Genomic DNA, 17,161 nt, shown 5'->3' on the forward strand with positions numbered 1-17,161 from the left:
CGATTCGGCAGGCGATCATTGTGGCAGCACATCCGACAATTGGACTTCAAGGATGAGACATTATCGAGTAACGTGCCTAACATTCTAGATTAAACGTTTCAGCAGGCGTATTTTCTACGTTATAGGTCGCTTTGGTCGGTTCTGCCGCGAAACCGCCAAAACTGCCCCTGAAAAGGCGCTCCCAAGGGCCTAAGCTGAATCAATCAAAACAATACCTGGCGTCACACGGCGCCAAAAAGGAGAAAGCATGCTCGAGCTCACCATAGAGCAGATATCCATGGGCCAGTCGGCTGTGGATAAAGCCACCGCCCTGCAATTACTCGCTGACCGACTTGTGACCGATGGCCTGGTGGCGGATGGTTACCTTGCGGGCTTGCAGGCCCGGGAAGCCCAGGGCTCGACCTTTCTCGGTCAAGGTATTGCCATCCCCCACGGCACCCCGCAAACCCGCGACCTGGTGTTTTCCACTGGCGTGCGGCTGATGCAGTTTCCTGACGGCGTGGACTGGGGTGATGGCCAGATCGTTTACCTGGCGATTGGTATCGCCGCCAAATCCGATGAACACCTGCGCCTGCTGCAACTGCTGACCCGCGCCCTCGGTGAAACCGATCTGGGCCAGGCTCTGCGTCGCGCTAGTTCCGCCGAGGCCTTGTTGAAACTGCTGCAAGGCGCTCCGCAAGAGTTGGCGCTGGACGCACAGATGATCGGCCTCGGAGTCTCCGCCGATGACTTCGAAGAACTGGTCTGGCGCGGTGCCCGCTTGCTGCGTCAGGCCGATTGCGTGAGCAACGGTTTTGCCGGCGTCTTGCAGCAGGTCGACGCGCTGCCGCTGGGCGATGGCCTGTGGTGGCTGCACAGCGAACAAACGGTGAAGCGTCCGGGCCTGGCGTTCGTTACCCCGGACAAACCCATGCGCTACCTCGGTCAGCCGTTGAGCGGTCTGTTCTGCCTGGCCAGCCTCGGTGAAGCCCATCAGGCGCTGCTCGAACGCCTTTGCGCGTTGCTGATCGAAGGCCGTGGTCATGAGCTGGGCCGTGCCACCAGCAGCCGCGCGGTGCTGGAAGTCCTCGGCGGTGAAGTGCCGGCGGATTGGCCGAGCGCACGCATTGCCCTGGCCAACGCCCACGGTTTGCATGCGCGTCCGGCGAAGATCCTCGCGCAACTGGCGAAAAGTTTTGAAGGCGAAATCCGCGTACGCATCGTCGATGGCCACGACAGTGCGGTGTCGGTGAAGAGTTTGAGCAAACTGCTCAGCCTCGGCGCCCGTCGCGGTCAGGTGCTGGAATTCATCGCCGAACCAACCATCGCTGCCGACGCCTTGCCCGCCTTGCTGGCGGCCATTGAAGAAGGCCTCGGTGAAGAAGTCGAGCCGCTGCCGGCAGTGAGCCAACATCGCGAAGTGATCGCCGATGTTGCCGAAGTGCTGCTTGCACCGGCCTCCGGCAGCCTGATTCAGGCGATTGCTGCCGCGCCGGGTATCGCCATCGGCCCGGCGCATATTCAGGTGCTGCAAGTTATCGATTACCCGCTGCGCGGTGAGTCCGCCGCCATCGAGCGTGAACGTCTCAAGCAAGCGTTGGCGGATGTGCGTCGCGACATCGAAGGCCTGATCGAGCGCAGCAAGGCCAAAGCGATTCGCGAGATTTTTATCACCCATCAGGAAATGCTCGACGACCCGGAACTGACCGACGAAGTCGACACCCGTCTCAAGCAAGGCGAAAGCGCCGAAGCGGCGTGGATGGCGGTGATTGAAGCCGCCGCCAAACAACAGGAATCGCTGCAGGACACCTTGCTCGCCGAACGTGCCGCCGACTTGCGCGACATTGGCCGTCGGGTGCTGGCGCAATTGAGTGGCGTCGAAACGCCTGCGGAGCCGGAGCAGCCGTACATTCTGGTGATGGACGAAGTCGGCCCGTCCGACGTGGCACGTCTTGATCCTACGCGTGTGGCCGGCATCCTCACCGCTCGCGGTGGCGCCACGGCCCACAGCGCCATTGTCGCGCGTGCCTTGGGTATTCCGGCACTGGTGGGCGCCGGTGCTGCGGTGTTGCTGCTGAAGCCGGGCACGCCGCTGTTGATCGATGGTCAACGTGGCCGCCTGCACGTGGACGCCGATGCCGCGACCTTGCAGCGCGCCACCGAAGAGCGCGACACCCGCGAACTGCGCCTGAAAGCCGCCGCCGAACAACGCCATCAACCGGCGCTGACCACCGATGGTCACGCAGTGGAAGTGTTCGCCAATATCGGTGAAAGCGCTGGCGTCACCAGTGCGGTGGAGCAGGGCGCCGAAGGGATTGGCCTGCTGCGCACCGAGCTGATTTTCATGGCCCACTCGCAAGCGCCGGACGAGGCGACTCAGGAAGTCGAATACCGTCGTGTGCTCGATGGCCTGGCCGGTCGACCGCTGGTGGTGCGCACCCTCGACGTCGGTGGTGACAAACCGCTGCCGTACTGGCCGATCGCGAAAGAAGAAAACCCGTTCCTAGGTGTGCGTGGCATTCGCCTGACCCTGCAACGCCCGCAGGTCATGGAAGCGCAGTTGCGCGCCTTGCTGCGAGCGGCCGATAACCGTCCATTGCGGATCATGTTCCCGATGGTCGGCAGCGTCGAGGAGTGGCGTCAGGCTCGGGACATAACCGAACGTCTGCGCCTGGAAATCCCGGTTGCGGACCTGCAGCTGGGGATCATGATCGAAGTGCCGTCGGCCGCTTTGCTGGCGCCGGTGCTGGCCAAGGAAGTGGATTTCTTCAGCGTCGGCACCAACGACCTGACGCAATACACCCTGGCCATCGACCGTGGTCATCCGACCTTGTCGGCCCAGGCCGACGGCTTGCATCCGGCGGTGCTGCAACTGATCGACATCACCGTGCGTGCGGCTCATGCTCATGGCAAGTGGGTCGGCGTGTGCGGTGAACTGGCGGCCGATCCGCTGGCGGTACCGGTGCTGGTGGGCCTGGGTGTGGATGAGTTGAGCGTGTCGGGCCGCAGCATTGCCGAGGTCAAGGCGCGCATTCGTGAACTCAGCCTGACCCAGACTCAAACCCTTGCTCAACAGGCCCTGGCCGTGGGCAGCGCGAACGAAGTCCGTGCATTAGTGGAGGCCCTGTAATGGCCAAGATCTTAACCCTGACCCTTAACCCGGCGCTGGACCTCACCGTCCAATTGCCGCTACTTACCCCCGGTCAGGTCAATCGCAGCGACGAAATGCACACCCACGCCGCCGGCAAAGGGGTGAACGTGGCGCAGGTGCTGGCCGACCTCGGGCATCAGCTGACCGTCAGCGGTTTTCTCGGGGAAGATAACCTTCAGGCGTTCGAAACCCTGTTTGCCAAACGCGGTTTTACCGACGCGTTTGTCCGCGTTCCCGGCGAGACCCGCAGCAACATCAAACTGGCGGAAAGCGATGGGCGCATCACCGACATCAACGGCCCGGGGCCGAGGGTCAGTGAAGCGGCGCAGCAGGCTTTGCTCGATCGACTCGACCAGATTGCTCCAGGGCATGACGCGGTCGTCGTGGCCGGGAGTCTGCCCCGTGGCGTGAATCCTCAGTGGTTGCGGGAACTGATCCAGCGCTTGAAAAAGCGCGGTTTGAAAGTGGCGCTCGACACCAGCGGTGAAGCCTTGCGCGCAGGTCTGGCGGCCGGCCCGTGGCTGATCAAACCCAACACCGAAGAATTGGCTGAAGCGCTGGGTTGCGAGGTGGTTTCCGTGGGGGCCCAAGCCGAGGCGGCGAGCCGCTTGCATGCGCATGGCATCGAACACGTGGTGATTTCCGACGGTGCCGACGGGGTGAACTGGTTCAGTGTCGGCTCGGCCATGCATGCCACGCCGCCCAAGGTCAGCGTGATCAGCACCGTTGGGGCGGGGGATTCGTTGCTGGCGGGCATGCTGCACGGTTTGCTCAGTGCCGATACGCCCGAACAAACCTTGCGCACCGCCACCGCGATTGCGGCCATGGCCGTTACCCAGATCGGTTTTGGTATCGGCGATGCGGCGCAACTGGCGCACCTTGAACAGGGCGTGCGCCTGCGCCCCCTGACAGAACAATAAGAGGGTTTGCAATGAAGTTAGCCATTGTTACGGCCTGCCCGAACGGCATGGTCACCAGTGTGCTGTGCGCTCGTCTGCTCGATGCAGCGGCCCAGCGTCAAGGCTGGAGCACCAGTGTCGAAGTCGTTGATGCGGCCCATCCCGAACGCCAGCTGTCGGCTGCGACCATCGAAGCCGCCGAGTGGGTGTTGCTGGTCACCAGTGCGCCGGTGGATATGTCGCGATTCGTCGGCAAACGCGTATTCCAGAGTACCCCGGCCCAGGCCCTGCAAGATGTCGAAGCGGTGCTGCGTCGTGGGGTGGAGGAGGCTGAGGTTTATATTGCGCCCGAAGTCGCCGCCGAGCCTGCCGCTGCCGTTAAAAGCGCGCCACGCCTGGTAGCTGTCACCGCGTGCCCGACCGGCGTCGCCCACACCTTCATGGCCGCCGAAGCCTTGCAGCAAGCGGCCAAGCGTCTGGGCTACGATCTGCAAGTGGAAACCCAAGGCTCAGTCGGCGCGCGCAATCCACTCAGCGCAGAGGCGATTGCCGATGCTGACGTGGTGCTGTTGGCGGCAGATATTGACGTTGCCACCGAGCGTTTCGCTGGCAAGAAAATCTACCGTTGCGGCACCGGCATTGCGCTGAAACAGGCCGAAGCAACGCTGAACAAAGCCTTGGCCGAAGGCAAGCAGGAAAGCGCTTCGACCGGCGCCAAAGGCCCGGCCAAGCAAGAGAAGACCGGCATCTACAAACACCTGCTGACCGGTGTCTCGTACATGTTGCCGATGGTGGTGGCGGGCGGTCTGATGATTGCCTTGTCCTTCGTGTTCGGCATCACCGCGTTCAAGGAGGAAGGCACGCTCGCGGCGGCGCTGATGCAGATCGGCGGCGACACCGCGTTCAAACTGATGGTGCCGTTGCTGGCGGGCTATATCGCCTACTCGATCGCCGACCGCCCGGGCCTGGCGCCGGGGATGATCGGTGGTTTGCTGGCGAGCACCCTGGGTGCCGGTTTCATCGGCGGGATCATTGCCGGTTTCATCGCTGGTTATGCCGCCCAGGCGATCAACCGTTATGCGCGTTTGCCGCAAAGTCTTGAGGCGCTGAAACCGATCCTGATCATTCCGTTGCTGGCGAGTCTGTTCACCGGTCTGGTAATGATCTACGTGGTCGGCAAACCGGTGGCCGGGATGCTTGCAGGGCTCACGCACTTCCTCGACAGCATGGGCACCACCAACGCCATTCTGCTGGGTGTGCTGCTGGGCGGCATGATGTGCGTCGACCTCGGCGGGCCGATCAACAAAGCCGCTTACGCGTTTTCGGTGGGGCTGCTGGCGTCGCAAAGTTATGCACCGATGGCCGCGACCATGGCAGCTGGTATGGTGCCGCCGATTGGCCTGGGCATCGCCACACTCATCGCCCGGCGCAAGTTCGCCCAGACTGAACGCGAGGCCGGTAAAGCGGCACTGGTGTTGGGGCTGTGCTTTATCTCCGAAGGGGCGATTCCGTTTGCGGCGAAAGACCCGCTGCGGGTTATTCCGGCAAGCATCGCCGGCGGTGCGCTGACCGGCGCGTTGTCGATGTATTTCGGCTGCAAACTCATGGCACCCCACGGTGGGTTGTTCGTGATGCTGATTCCGAATGCGATCAACCATGCACTGTTGTATCTGCTGGCGATCGTGGCCGGGAGTTTGCTGACGGCGGTGACGTACTCGGTGCTCAAACGGCCTGAGACGGTGGAGTTGGCGCTGGAACCGGTCAAGGCATAGATCAAAAGATCGCAGCCTTCGGCAGCTCCTACCCGGGATTGTGTTCGACCGTGATATTGCGGCGCACATCGAACCTGTAGGAGCTGCCGAAGGCTGCGATCCTTTTTGTGTCATGCCGGATTCACACAGCCATGCTTAAGTTTTCCTTTTTCAGGGAGAACACCATGAGCGAATTCGACCTCGGCCGCCGTCGCGTCATGCAAGCCGTTGGGGCCGGGCTGTTGATGCCCGGCCTGGCGCCGGCGGTGATTGCTTCGGTCAAGGATCGGCCGCAACTCACCGATGGCGTGCAGTCCGGCGACCTGATGGGCGACCGGGCGATCATCTGGAGCCGTTGCGACCGTGCGGCGCGAATGGTGGTGGAATGGGACACCCGCAGCCTGTTCAGTAATCCTCGTCGATTCGTTTCGCCATTGGCCGATGCCCGCACCGACTTCACCGCCCGGGTCGAACTCACTGGCCTGCCCGCCGATCAGGCGATTTTCTACCGCGTGACGTTCGAAGACGCCCAGAGCGGTGTCGCCAGTGAACCCTGGTTCGGTCATCTGCGCAGTGTGCCAACCGCTCGGCGGGATATTCGGTTTGTCTGGAGCGGCGACACGGTCGGACAGGGCTTCGGCATCAACCCGGACATCGGCGGCATGCGCATCTACGAAGCCATGCGTCTGCGCCTGCCGGACTTTTTTATCCACAGCGGCGACACCATCTACGCCGACGGCCCGGTGCCGGCGCAACTGACCACCGAAAGTGGCCGGGTGTGGCGCAACCTCACCAGCGAAGCCAAGAGCAAAGTCGCCGAAACCCTCGACGACTATCGCGGCAATTACCGCTACAACCTGATGGACGAAAACATCCGCCGCTTCAATGCCGAGGTCCCACAGATCTGGCAGTGGGACGACCACGAAGTGGTGAACAACTGGTCGCCGGGCAAACAACTGGATGAGCGTTACAAAAGCAAAGATATCCACAGCCTGGTGGGCCGTGCGCGTCAGGCCTGGCTGGAATACGCGCCGATGCGCTTGCAGAGTGCCGATGACGGCGGGCGGATTTATCGCAAGCTGAGTTATGGGCCGATGCTGGATGTGTTCGTGCTCGACATGCGCAGTTATCGCGAAGCCAATGACGACAACCTCGGTGCGGCCAAACCGTTTCTCGGTCGCGAACAATTGGACTGGCTCAAACGTGAATTGAAAGGCTCCCAAGCCCAATGGAAAGTCATCGCCGCCGACATGCCCATCGGTCTCGGCGTACCCGACGGTGAAGTCAGCCCCGGTGTGGCGCGGTGGGAGGCGGTGGCCAATGGTGACCCTGGCCCGGCTCAGGGCCGTGAAGTGGAGATCGCTGAATTACTCGGTTTTTTGCGGGCGCAGCAGGTGCGTAATTTCGTATTCCTCACGGCGGATGTGCATTACTGCGCGGCGCACCATTACCACCCGGATCGCGCGACGTTTCAGGACTTCGAACCGTTCTGGGAATTTGTCGCGGGGCCGTTGAATGCGGGAAGCTTCGGGCCAAATGCGCTGGATAAAACCTTCGGCCCCGAAGTGGTGTTCGAGAAAGCACCACCGGCGCAGAACACCTCGCCGTTTGCCGGGTTTCAGTTTTTTGGCGAGGTGAACATCGATGGGCAGACGGGGGAGATGAGTGTGGTGTTGCGGGATCTGGATGGGGTGGGGGTGTTTGAGCGTAAGTTGCAGCCGGTGTGATGACAGCAAGCTTTTCATGAACGATACCAAACCAATGTGGGAGCGAGCCTGCTCGCGATTACGGTCTGACAGCCAACTTATTTGTTGAATGTAAAACCGTCATCGCGACCAGGCTCGCTCCCACATTGGCTGTGCGGTGTCAGTAGACGTCGCGGCGGTAGCGGCCTTGTTCGATCAAGCGGTCGACTTCTTCAATGCCGAGCAATTCATTGAGCGCGTGATCCACCCCTGAAGCCATCCCCTGCAAACTGCCGCAGATGTAAATCACGGCGCCATCGGCCAGCCATTTTTTCAATTCATCGGCAGACTCGCGCAGGCGATCCTGCACATAGATCTTCTCGGCCTGATCTCGCGAGAACGCCAGATCCAGTCGCGTCAGATCACCGTTGATCAACCACTCTTCCAGTTCCGCGCGGCATAGGTAGTCGTGCTCGCGATGACGCTCACCGAACAGCAGCCAGTGACGCTGCTGCCCGTCGGCAATCCGCGCCTTGAGCAAACTGCGCAGCCCGGCCAGCCCGGTGCCGTTGCCCAGCAGAATCATCGGCACGGGTTCGTTCGGTAGATGGAAACCACTGTTGCGGCGTACCCGCAAACTGATGCTGCTACCCACAGGCGCGTGTTCGGTCAGCCAACCGGAACCAACGCCCAGGCTGCCGTCGGCATGCAATTCCTGACGCACGATCAATTCCAGCACGCCGTCGGCGGCGATCGAGGCGATGGAGTATTCGCGCATGGCCAACGGCACCAAGGCGTCTGCCAGCGCTTGTGCATGCAGACCGACCAGATGCGCGCGGTTCTCGGGCAGTTGGCGGCTGGCCAGGGCTTGTTCCAGCGTTTGCGACAGGCCATCGAACTCAACCGTGGCCCGACCGTCGATCCCCAGGCCGTCGAGGAAATGCTCGATGGCCCACGGACAATTGCGCGGCAGCACTTCCACCAGATCCCCGGCCAGCCAGCTGCTGGTGGTGGGGGCGCTGAGGCCGAGCAAATACACGGGCGAACCACTGCTGTCCGGGTTCATCAATTCGCGGCGGGTCAGGGTCCAGTTGTCGTAGCTCGGCGCTTGCCAGGTATCCACCGGCGCCTGGCCCGTCAGCAGGCCGAGTTGCTGTTGCCAGTGGCGCAGGGCGTAGGGGTCGCCGCTGTCGACTTCCACCGGGGCGAACAAAGTCTTGCCGCCGTGTTCGCCCAGCCAAGTGTGCAAGCGACGGGCGAAGCCACAGAAGTGTTGATACTGACGGTCACCGAGGCCGAGCACGGCATAGTTAAGACTGTCGAAGCTCAGCGCACGCCCCAGTACTTTGCGTTCGAATCCTCGGGCGCTGTCCGGCGCTTCACCGTCGCCGAAGGTGCTGACCACAAACAGCGCGTTGCTGGAATCCTGCAGGTCCTGTTCGCTGACATTGGCCAACGGTTGAACCTTCACCGGCAACCCGGCGGCCTGCAGTTGTCCGGCGGTCTGCCAAGCCAGTTGTTCGGCGAACCCGCTCTGGCTGGCGAAGCCGATCAGCCATGCCGGTGCATCACCGCCCGGTTGTGCGAGGCCTTTGCGGGCGTCCTTGATCTGGCGTTTCTTGCGTCGACGGTCCAGGTACAGCAACCAGCCAGTGATGAAAAACAGCGGCATGGTCAGCGCGGCGATGGTCAGGATAATCCGCCCGATCATCCCGAAATAACTGCCGACGTGCAGCGCATAGATGCTGGTCAGCAGTTGCGCCTTGAGGCTCTTGTCGCTGTAGCGGTCATGACGGCTGACGATGCCGGTCGCCGGATCGAGGGTGAGCTGGTTCCGTGCCTGGTCGTGGGGGGAATTCTTCAGCAGGTAGAACACCGTTGCCGGTTGCCCGGCCACGGGCGGCATACGCACGTTGTAGGAGGCAAGCCCTGGGCCGGCGGCGCTGTAGATGCTGCTCCATATCGCCGCGTAATCGGCAGTGGGGGCCGGGCCGCTTGGCGCAGGACCGCGACCACTGCGGACCCGTTCGTTCTGCGGCGAATCGGAAAGCAGCCGGGTCAGGCCTTTGTTGTACCACTCGTACGACCAGGATAGCCCGGTCAGTGCTGCCAAAAGATAGAACACCAGGCACCAGGTGCCGGCCACCGAATGCAAATCCCAATTGAAGCTGCGTCCCTTTTTCCTCCAGTCGAGGGTCAGCCAGGCGCGCCAGCTTTTCCACTGGCGTGGCCAACGCAGGTACAGGCCGGACAGGCAGAAGAACAGCAGAATCAGGGTACAAGCGCCGGTGATCTGCCGGCCGATATCGCCCATGGCCAGGACCCGGTGCAGTTGCAGCATCAGGCCAAAGAAATCCTGGCCGGTGACGTCGCCCATGAACTCGCCGGTGTACGGGTCGAAGTAACGCATCGGCCCGCGACGTTCACCGGGTGGCGCCGTGAAGATCACCCGCGCGGCGTTGCCGCTGTCGGTCTCGACCCAGAGCATCGAGACTTTCTTGCCTGAAGCGCCTTCGATTTTTTCTACCAGCTCGGCAGGCGGCAGTACGCCGGCAATCTGCTTTTCGACGTGCAGCACAGAGGGGTTCAACGCCCGCAGGATTTCATCCTGGAACGATACCGCCGCCCCGGTGATGCCCATCAGGGCCAGGACCAGTCCGGCGCTGATGCCGAAAAACCAGTGCAACTGGAACAGGGATTTCTTCAACACGTCGCTCGCCTTGTTCGTTCAAAAGTCATCATCACGGCGCGCATTATGCCGTGAGTTGTCGAGAAGCATTCTTTTTTACACACAAAAGCCCCGTTCACTTAGATGAACGGGGCTTTTGCCTAATGCCAACGTAGGAGCTGGCGAAGCCTGCGATCTTTTGATCTTTTGATCTTTAGCGATTTCAGCTCTGACAACAATCAAGATCAAAAGATCGCAGCCTTCGGCAGCTCCTACAGTGTTTGGGTTAGAAGTGGAAGTTGGCACTCAGCAGGGCGGTACGGCCCGCCGCCACGTGGGCGTAGTGGTTCTGGAGGATCTGGTCGAAGTAACGCTCGTCGGTCAGGTTCTGTACGTTGAGTTGCAGGTCGACGTTCTTGGTCAGGCGGTAGCTGGCCATCGCGTCGTAACGCCAGTAAGACGGGATCTCCACCGAGTTGGCGACGTTGCCGAACTGGGAATCGACGTAGGTCGCACCAGCACCGATGGTCAACTTGTCCGGCACCAGGTCGTAGGTCGACCAGAACGTGAAGTTGTTCTGTGGCGTGCTTGGCATGTGGTTGCCTTCATCGGCGGCGAGGGTGGTTTTGACCACTTCGCTGTCCATGTAGGTGTAGCCGCCGAAGACTCTCCAGTTACGGGTCAGCTTGCCGGCGTAGCTCAGCTCCAGACCATTGACTTGCTGTTCGCCGTCCAGCACTTGCGTGGTGCCACCGTCCGGATCGTTGATCCGCGCGTTGGTTTTCTCGGTGCGGAACAGTGCAGCGGTCAGCGACAGGTCGTCACCGAAGAAGTCCCACTTGGTGCCGATTTCGTAGTTGCGGTTCTTTTCCGGATCCAGACGGCTGTTGTTCGCGGCCAGTTCCAGGCCACCATTGCCGCTGGTTTCGCCGGCCGGGTTGCTGGAGGTCGAGTAGGCCGCGTAAATGCTGCCGTTAGGCAACGGGTTGTAGACCACGCCGATCTGGTAGTTCACCAGGTCGCTGGTGTTCGCACGGGAGAAGTCATTCGCTGGCGCTGTGCTGCTGGCGTTGGCGTGGCCGCTGGATTCGACCTGGTAGTTGTCATAACGCAGGCCCAGGTTCAGGGACCATTGCTCGTTGAACTTCAGGGTGTCGAACACGTAGGCCGCGGCGGTTTTGGTGTTGGTGTCAGTGAACGCGGCGCTGTCGGTGATCCTGCCATTCCAGTTATCCCCAGGCGTCGGGTTGTACAGGCTGGTGCAGTCGCCGGAGTTGAACAGGGCGCGGTTGCATCGAGTGCCGCTCGCGGTGGAGGTCAGGCTGTACGGACGGTTGTGGGTGTCCTGATAGGAAAACTCCAGACCGGTCACCAGGCTGTGCTCGATGGCGCCGGTGTTGAACTTGGCGCTCAGGTCGGTCTGGTTGATCCAGCCGCTGGACGTCGAGTTACGGCTCTTCGCACCCCGGTACACGTTGCCATTGACCACGTTGCCCTTGCTGTCGTCCGGGTTGGTGACGATGTAGTCCAGGGTCGAACGGGACATGCGGAAGCTGTTCGACACGGTCAGGTCTTCATTCAGATCGTGTTCGATCTTGAGGGTGCCGCTGTCATTGGTGGTCTGGCGAAAGTCGCGACCGGTGAGGCCGTAGAAGTTGTCGCGATCGACATGTGCAGGTTTATCGACGTTGTACTTGCTGCGGTTGGGGCTCAACGTCAACGGGATGCCATAGTCGGGCATGTCGTCGGTCTCGACGTGGTAGTAGCCGACGGTCAAGCGGGTATCGGTGCCCAGGCCGAAGGCGAAGGACGGCGCCACACCCCAGCGACTGACATCCACGGTGTCACGGCCGGCGACGTTGGCTTCGTGCTTCATCAGGTTCAGGCGCAAGGCCGAGGTGTCGGTCATCTGCTGGTTCAGATCAAGGGTGGTGCGCTGGGTCTGGTCCGAGCCCCAGGTGAAGCCGCCGTTGTAGGAATTGCCCAGCTTGGGGGTCTTGCTCACCAGGTTCAGGCTGCCACCGGTGGAACCGGCGCCGGTGAAGGCTGAACCCGGGCCCTTGCTGACTTCGATCGATTCAACGTTGAAGATCTCGCGGCTTTGGGACGCAGGGTCGCGCATGCCGTCGACGAACGTGTCGCTTTCGGCGTTGAAGCCGCGAATGATCGGACGATCGCCGGCCGGGTTACCGCCCTCGCCGGCACCGAAGGTGATGCCTGGAGTGGTGCGCAGGGCGTCGACCAGGCTGGTGGCGCCGGTGTCGCGAATCACTTGTTGAGGGATCACGGTGACGCTTTTCGGCGTCTCGCGCAGTGGCGCGGTGTACTTCTTGGAAACCGAAGTATCGGTCTTGTAGGAGGTGTCATCCTGCTCGCCCACAACGCTGGTCGCGTCCAGGGAAATCGCATTGTTCGGTGCTTTTTCGTCGGTCTTCTCGGCCGCGAAAACCATGTGGCCCGCAGAGCCGGCAGTGATCGCCACGCCAATTGCAGACGCGAGCAAACGCGGTGAACCGACCGTTAATTGTAGTTGTTGGCGTGACATGTGAATTCCCCTCCCCAAGGATTTGAGGCCGCGGAATGTAGAGTAAATACGTATTTGTATCAATTGCGAAACGTTACTATTCGCGACGAATTTACATTCTTTACAATTTACCTTTACGGTTTTTGCGGTTTCATTCGTCGCACGGGTTTTACACGGGCAATAAGAATCAATACCATTGGCGCCCCTTCGCCTTCAGGTGGTCTTTCCATGTTGCTGCACATTCCCGGCGTGTTCGCGAAAGAAGAAGTGCAGCGCATTCGCGAAGCCCTGACGCTGGCGGATTGGGCCGATGGCAAAATCACCGCCGGTTACCAGTCGGCCAAGGCCAAGCACAATCTGCAACTGCCGGAAGGGCATCCGTTGGCCAAGGAAATCGGTGCGGCGATGCTTGAACGGTTGTGGAAAAATCCGCAGTTCATGTCGGCCGCGTTACCGCACAAGGTCTTCCCTCCGTTACTGAACTGCTACACGGCCGGTGGCAGTTTCGACTTCCACATCGACAACGCCGTGCGTCAGCCCAAGGGCAGCATCGAGCGTGTGCGCACCGACCTGTCGGCGACGCTGTTCTTCAGTGAACCGGAGGAGTACGACGGCGGCGAACTGGAAGTCCAGGACACCTTTGGTACTCAGCGCGTGAAATTGCCGGCAGGCGACATGGTCCTGTATCCCGGCACCAGCCTGCACAAGGTCAACGCCGTCACTCGCGGCACCCGTTACGCCTCGTTTTTCTGGACGCAAAGCCTGGTGCGTGAAGACAGCCAGCGCGCCTTGCTGTTCGAGATGGACGGGGCGATTCAGCAACTGACCCAGGACATGCCCGACCATCCTTCATTGATCCGCCTGACCGGCACCTATCACAACCTGTTGCGTCGCTGGGTCGAGGTGTAAGTGACGGACTTTCGGTTGCGTCGCGAGGAAATCCTCGACGGCGACCGCCTCAAATCGATGCTCGAAGAAAGCCCGGCGCGAGCGGCTCAGGCGATCCTGATCGCCGCCCGTGAAGGCGTGCTCGATGCTCAGGCGTTGCTCGGGCAGATCCTGCTGGACGGCCGTGGCATCGCTCAGGATCAGCCGCTGGCGCTGCGCTGGTTCGAGATCGCCGCCCAGGGTGGACACTCTATGGCGCGCAACATGCTCGGCCGTTGTCATGAACATGGCTGGGGTTGCACCGCCGATGCTTCGATAGCCGCTGGGCATTATCGTGTTGCCGCTGAAGCCGGACTGGATTGGGCGATGTACAACTACGCCAATCTGCTGGCTACTGGTCGTGGAGTGATCGGGGATCAGGTGCAAGCGCTGAGTCTGTATCGGCAAGCAGCTGAATTGGGCCATGCGAAGTCGATGAACCTGCTGGGGCGTTATCTGGAAGAAGGCCGGGTTTGCCCGGCAGATCCGCAAGCAGCCCGTGACTGGTATCGACGCTCGGCGATCGGCGGGGATTTTCGTGGGCAATTCAGTTATGCAGCGGTGTTGGCGGATGAAGGCAAGATAGACGAGGCGCTGGCTTGGCTGCACAAGGCACTGGATGGCGGGAATCTGAATTTCTTGCGGGTGGCGAGCAAAGCACTGTTGAACGCGGTGAATCCGCAAATTCGCAAGTTGGCCGAAGACTACACGCAACGCTGCGCAGAGCTGAACCTGTAGGAGCTGCCGAAGGCTGCGATCTTTTGATCGTTCCCACGCAGAGCGTGGGAACGATCATCGCAGACACAAAAAAGCCCATGACAGGTCATGGGCTTTTTGATTTCTGCGTGTAGCGCTTATACGTAGAAAGATTTCAGTGGCGGGAAGCCATTGAACTCAACAGCGCTGTAGCTGGTGGTATACGCACCGGTCGACAGCCAGTACAAACGGTCACCGATCGCCAGGTTCAGCGGCAGGCCGTACTTGTAGTTTTCGTACATGATGTCGGCGCTGTCGCAGGTTGGACCGGCGATGACCACTTCTTCCATCTCGCCTTTCTTCTCGGTCCAGATCGGGAACTTGATGGCTTCGTCCATGGTTTCGATCAGGCCAGAGAATTTGCCCACATCCGTGTACACCCATCGCTCGACGGCGGTACGGGATTTACGCGCGACCAGCACCACTTCACTGACCAGGATGCCAGCGTTGGCGATCAGCGAACGGCCTGGCTCGAGGATGATTTCCGGCAGGTCGTCGCCGAAGTCTTCCTTGAGGAAACGGATGATTTCTTCAGCGTAGGTTTCCAGGCTGTTGGTGCGGGTGATGTAGTTGGCCGGGAAGCCACCGCCCATGTTGATCAGCTTCAGGTGGATGCCGTCTTCTTCTTTCAGACGCTCGAAGATCACTTTGACCTTGGCGATCGCCGCGTCCCAGACGCTGATGTCGCGCTGCTGCGAACCAACGTGGAACGAGATGCCGTAAGGCACCAGGCCCAGGTCGCGAGCAAGGATCAGCAGGTCCATGGCCATGTCGGTCTGGCAGCCGAATTTACGCGACAGTGGCCAGTCAGCGGTGGTCGAGCCTTCAGTCAGGATGCGCACGTAGACTTTCGAGCCCGGAGCTGCCTTGGCGATGTTGCGCAGGTCGGCTTCGGAGTCGGTGGCGTACAGACGCACGCCCTTGTCGTAGAAGTAGCGAATGTCTTTGGATTTCTTGATGGTGTTGCCGTAGCTGATGCGATCCGGGCCGACGCCCTGGTTCATCACTTTGTCGAGCTCGTAGATCGAGGCGATGTCGAAGTTCGAACCTTTTTCTTTGAGCAGGTCGATGATTTCAACGGCCGGGTTGGCCTTGACTGCGTAGTAGACCTTGGCGAATTCGAAACCGGCGCGCAGGTCGTCGTAAGCCTGGCTGATCATCGCGGTGTCGATCACCACGAACGGGGTTTCTTGTTTGTCGGCGAACGCCTTCATTTTCTGGAAGGTATCGCGCGCGAAATAGTCTTCGACGTTGATCGACATGCTGGGAACTCCTACTGGCAAACTGAAATTATCAATGGGTGCAAATGAACGCCCTCCGTATCCCCACTTTGGTTCGCCTACTTCCCAAGGCATGTCGCCGAAAGCAAAAAGGCCATGGGAGGCGGTGCTTTCCCTTGGCCTTGCTGTCTCGTCGTCAGTACTTGAGCCGGATGGATCGTTTCCAGCATGGACGTTCGGCGCGAACTTTAGGGCGTGAGGAGCTTGAGATCAACAAAAAATGTCGCGTTTTTGCACGCTTCCGTCGTGCGGTCCCGCTCAGCCTCTGATGTAACCGACCCACATGACAGGTTGATGTTCCCCTGATCCTTTATTTTTCGTCGGGGTGCAGTGATCGACGAGTGGTTATAAGTGGTGGGTTTTAATCTCGAACAATTATGGCCAAGGCATCATTACTGTTATTTCTAGCAGGTGTGGGATGGCTGCGATCTTATTAAGGTAACAACACTTTTATTTTACCTGTGGGCTCTTTCGGGCACGCCATCAAAATGGACAGCTGTCGCTGTGGTGCTGTGTGTTTTTTTCTACCTTGAATATTAGTCGCAGGGAGTGCATGAAGATGAATAGAATAATTGTCTGGTTAATGGCATTGGTGCTGGCTGGCTGTGCGACTCAAGAAGTTGCACCGGTCAAGGTGCAGGGTTCCGATGAGCAAGTTATCCAGTCTTCCGCGGTTGGTACATTAGGCGCGGCATCCGGCCCGGTGACCGCGCAATACCTCACGGAACGTTACCGCAATAAGGCGAACATGTGCGGCAATAACCCTTCTGCACCGGCCTTCCTGTGTTCGGGCGTGCTGTTACGTGCCACCCAACACTCCACCCAATTTCACTTCTGGAACCCGAATCCCGCAGCTACCGGGGTTTCGTTTTCCTATCTGCGGGCGGATGCCAAGTTTAACAAACTGGTGTTTGGCTACAATAATGGCTTTATTTTTTATCCGATATTTTTTTCTCCTGTCGATAAGATGGATCCGGAAATACTCTGTTTCTTTCCGGTGGATGGGGCAACAAACAGTCGAGAACAACAGGGGGTGCGGACAAGTTCCCGGCGTTCCTTCCGGAAGGCCCTGTCAGTCTCAAGGCATTAACACCGCAGCTCAATACATGACTCATTACAATAGCCATCCGTCCAAGTATGGCAAATTGTGCGGATTTGATGTTCGCGACGCTTTAGACCAGGGGGCAACCACTGCCTTCAATGAAGCGATTAAAGCACAGGGGATGGGTGGCACCTTTGCATTCAATACGCAGAACGAATTCCGCATGGCCAAATGGGCTCAGAATATGGGTAAAACCCTCCCGGTCGAGGCGGTTTTCTATATCAACGATGCCGGTAAGGCGGGGGCGCAATATGACCAGCGAGACTTCAAGACGCAAACCGGCATCTGGATCCCGATGATCCGTATAACGTTTCCGCAAACGACCACTGCTGATGCGATCTTCCAGTTCATTCCCGCCGATCAGGCTATCTCCTCCTGATTGAACAACTTGGCCGCGCTCCCACAGGTACGGCGGAGAACCTGTAGGAGCGAGGCTTGC

At 60.0% G+C, this 17,161-nt stretch carries 11 protein-coding genes; 8 read left to right on the top strand and 3 right to left on the bottom strand.

Annotation, left to right across the window (positions count from 1 at the left end; genetic code table 11):
• Positions 1 to 247 precede the first annotated feature (247 nt).
• From ptsP to ACZ89R_RS22370, 4 genes are all read left to right on the top strand, one after another.
• Complete coding sequence (gene ptsP, locus ACZ89R_RS22355) at positions 248 to 3,109, top strand: phosphoenolpyruvate--protein phosphotransferase (protein WP_429544554.1); 2,862 nt, start codon at positions 248 to 250, stop codon at positions 3,107 to 3,109.
• On the top strand, positions 3,109 to 4,050 hold the full coding sequence (gene pfkB, locus ACZ89R_RS22360; RefSeq protein ID WP_429544553.1) for a 1-phosphofructokinase: 942 nt from the start codon (positions 3,109 to 3,111) through the stop codon (positions 4,048 to 4,050). The genes ptsP and pfkB overlap by 1 nt, the downstream gene beginning before the upstream one ends.
• Positions 4,051 to 4,061: 11 nt before the next feature.
• Positions 4,062 to 5,801 carry a PTS fructose-like transporter subunit IIB gene (locus ACZ89R_RS22365; RefSeq protein WP_429544552.1) on the top strand — a complete coding sequence of 580 codons (1,740 nt, stop codon included), beginning with the start codon at positions 4,062 to 4,064 and terminating at the stop codon, positions 5,799 to 5,801.
• A gap of 164 nt (positions 5,802 to 5,965) precedes the next feature.
• On the top strand, positions 5,966 to 7,507 hold the full coding sequence (locus ACZ89R_RS22370; RefSeq protein ID WP_429544551.1) for an alkaline phosphatase D family protein: 1,542 nt from the start codon (positions 5,966 to 5,968) through the stop codon (positions 7,505 to 7,507).
• A gap of 139 nt (positions 7,508 to 7,646) precedes the next feature.
• On the opposite strand, the gene ACZ89R_RS22375 is transcribed toward ACZ89R_RS22370, so the two are convergent.
• Together ACZ89R_RS22375 and ACZ89R_RS22380 are read right to left on the bottom strand one after the other, a co-directional pair.
• Complete coding sequence (locus tag ACZ89R_RS22375) at positions 7,647 to 10,175, bottom strand: PepSY domain-containing protein (protein ID WP_429544550.1); 2,529 nt, start codon at positions 10,173 to 10,175, stop codon at positions 7,647 to 7,649.
• A 244-nt stretch (positions 10,176 to 10,419) separates the two neighbouring features.
• A complete protein-coding gene (locus ACZ89R_RS22380; protein WP_429544549.1) occupies positions 10,420 to 12,678 on the bottom strand; it encodes a TonB-dependent receptor in 2,259 nt (752 codons plus the stop codon).
• A 207-nt stretch (positions 12,679 to 12,885) separates the two neighbouring features.
• Between ACZ89R_RS22380 and ACZ89R_RS22385 the strand changes: the two genes are divergently transcribed.
• Both ACZ89R_RS22385 and ACZ89R_RS22390 read left to right on the top strand, forming a co-directional pair.
• Complete coding sequence (locus ACZ89R_RS22385; RefSeq protein ID WP_429544548.1) at positions 12,886 to 13,566, top strand: Fe2+-dependent dioxygenase; 681 nt, start codon at positions 12,886 to 12,888, stop codon at positions 13,564 to 13,566.
• 57 nt (positions 13,567 to 13,623) lie between these two features.
• On the top strand, positions 13,624 to 14,322 hold the full coding sequence (locus tag ACZ89R_RS22390; protein ID WP_429547821.1) for a tetratricopeptide repeat protein: 699 nt from the start codon (positions 13,624 to 13,626) through the stop codon (positions 14,320 to 14,322).
• 116 nt (positions 14,323 to 14,438) lie between these two features.
• Here the strand turns inward: ACZ89R_RS22390 and ACZ89R_RS22395 are convergent, their stop codons facing one another.
• The gene (locus ACZ89R_RS22395) at positions 14,439 to 15,602 is read right to left on the bottom strand and encodes a type III PLP-dependent enzyme (RefSeq protein WP_123355945.1); all 1,164 of its coding nucleotides are present in this window, start codon (positions 15,600 to 15,602) and stop codon (positions 14,439 to 14,441) included.
• Between the two features lie 577 nt (positions 15,603 to 16,179).
• Here ACZ89R_RS22395 and ACZ89R_RS22400 point away from each other — a divergent pair.
• On the top strand, positions 16,180 to 16,710 hold the full coding sequence (locus tag ACZ89R_RS22400) for a putative periplasmic lipoprotein (protein ID WP_429544547.1): 531 nt from the start codon (positions 16,180 to 16,182) through the stop codon (positions 16,708 to 16,710).
• Between the two features lie 16 nt (positions 16,711 to 16,726).
• Positions 16,727 to 17,101 carry a hypothetical protein gene (locus ACZ89R_RS22405; RefSeq protein ID WP_429544546.1) on the top strand — a complete coding sequence of 125 codons (375 nt, stop codon included), beginning with the start codon at positions 16,727 to 16,729 and terminating at the stop codon, positions 17,099 to 17,101.
• Positions 17,102 to 17,161: the final 60 nt, after the last annotated feature.

This window comes from Pseudomonas sp. TE3728 (assembly GCF_056279145.1).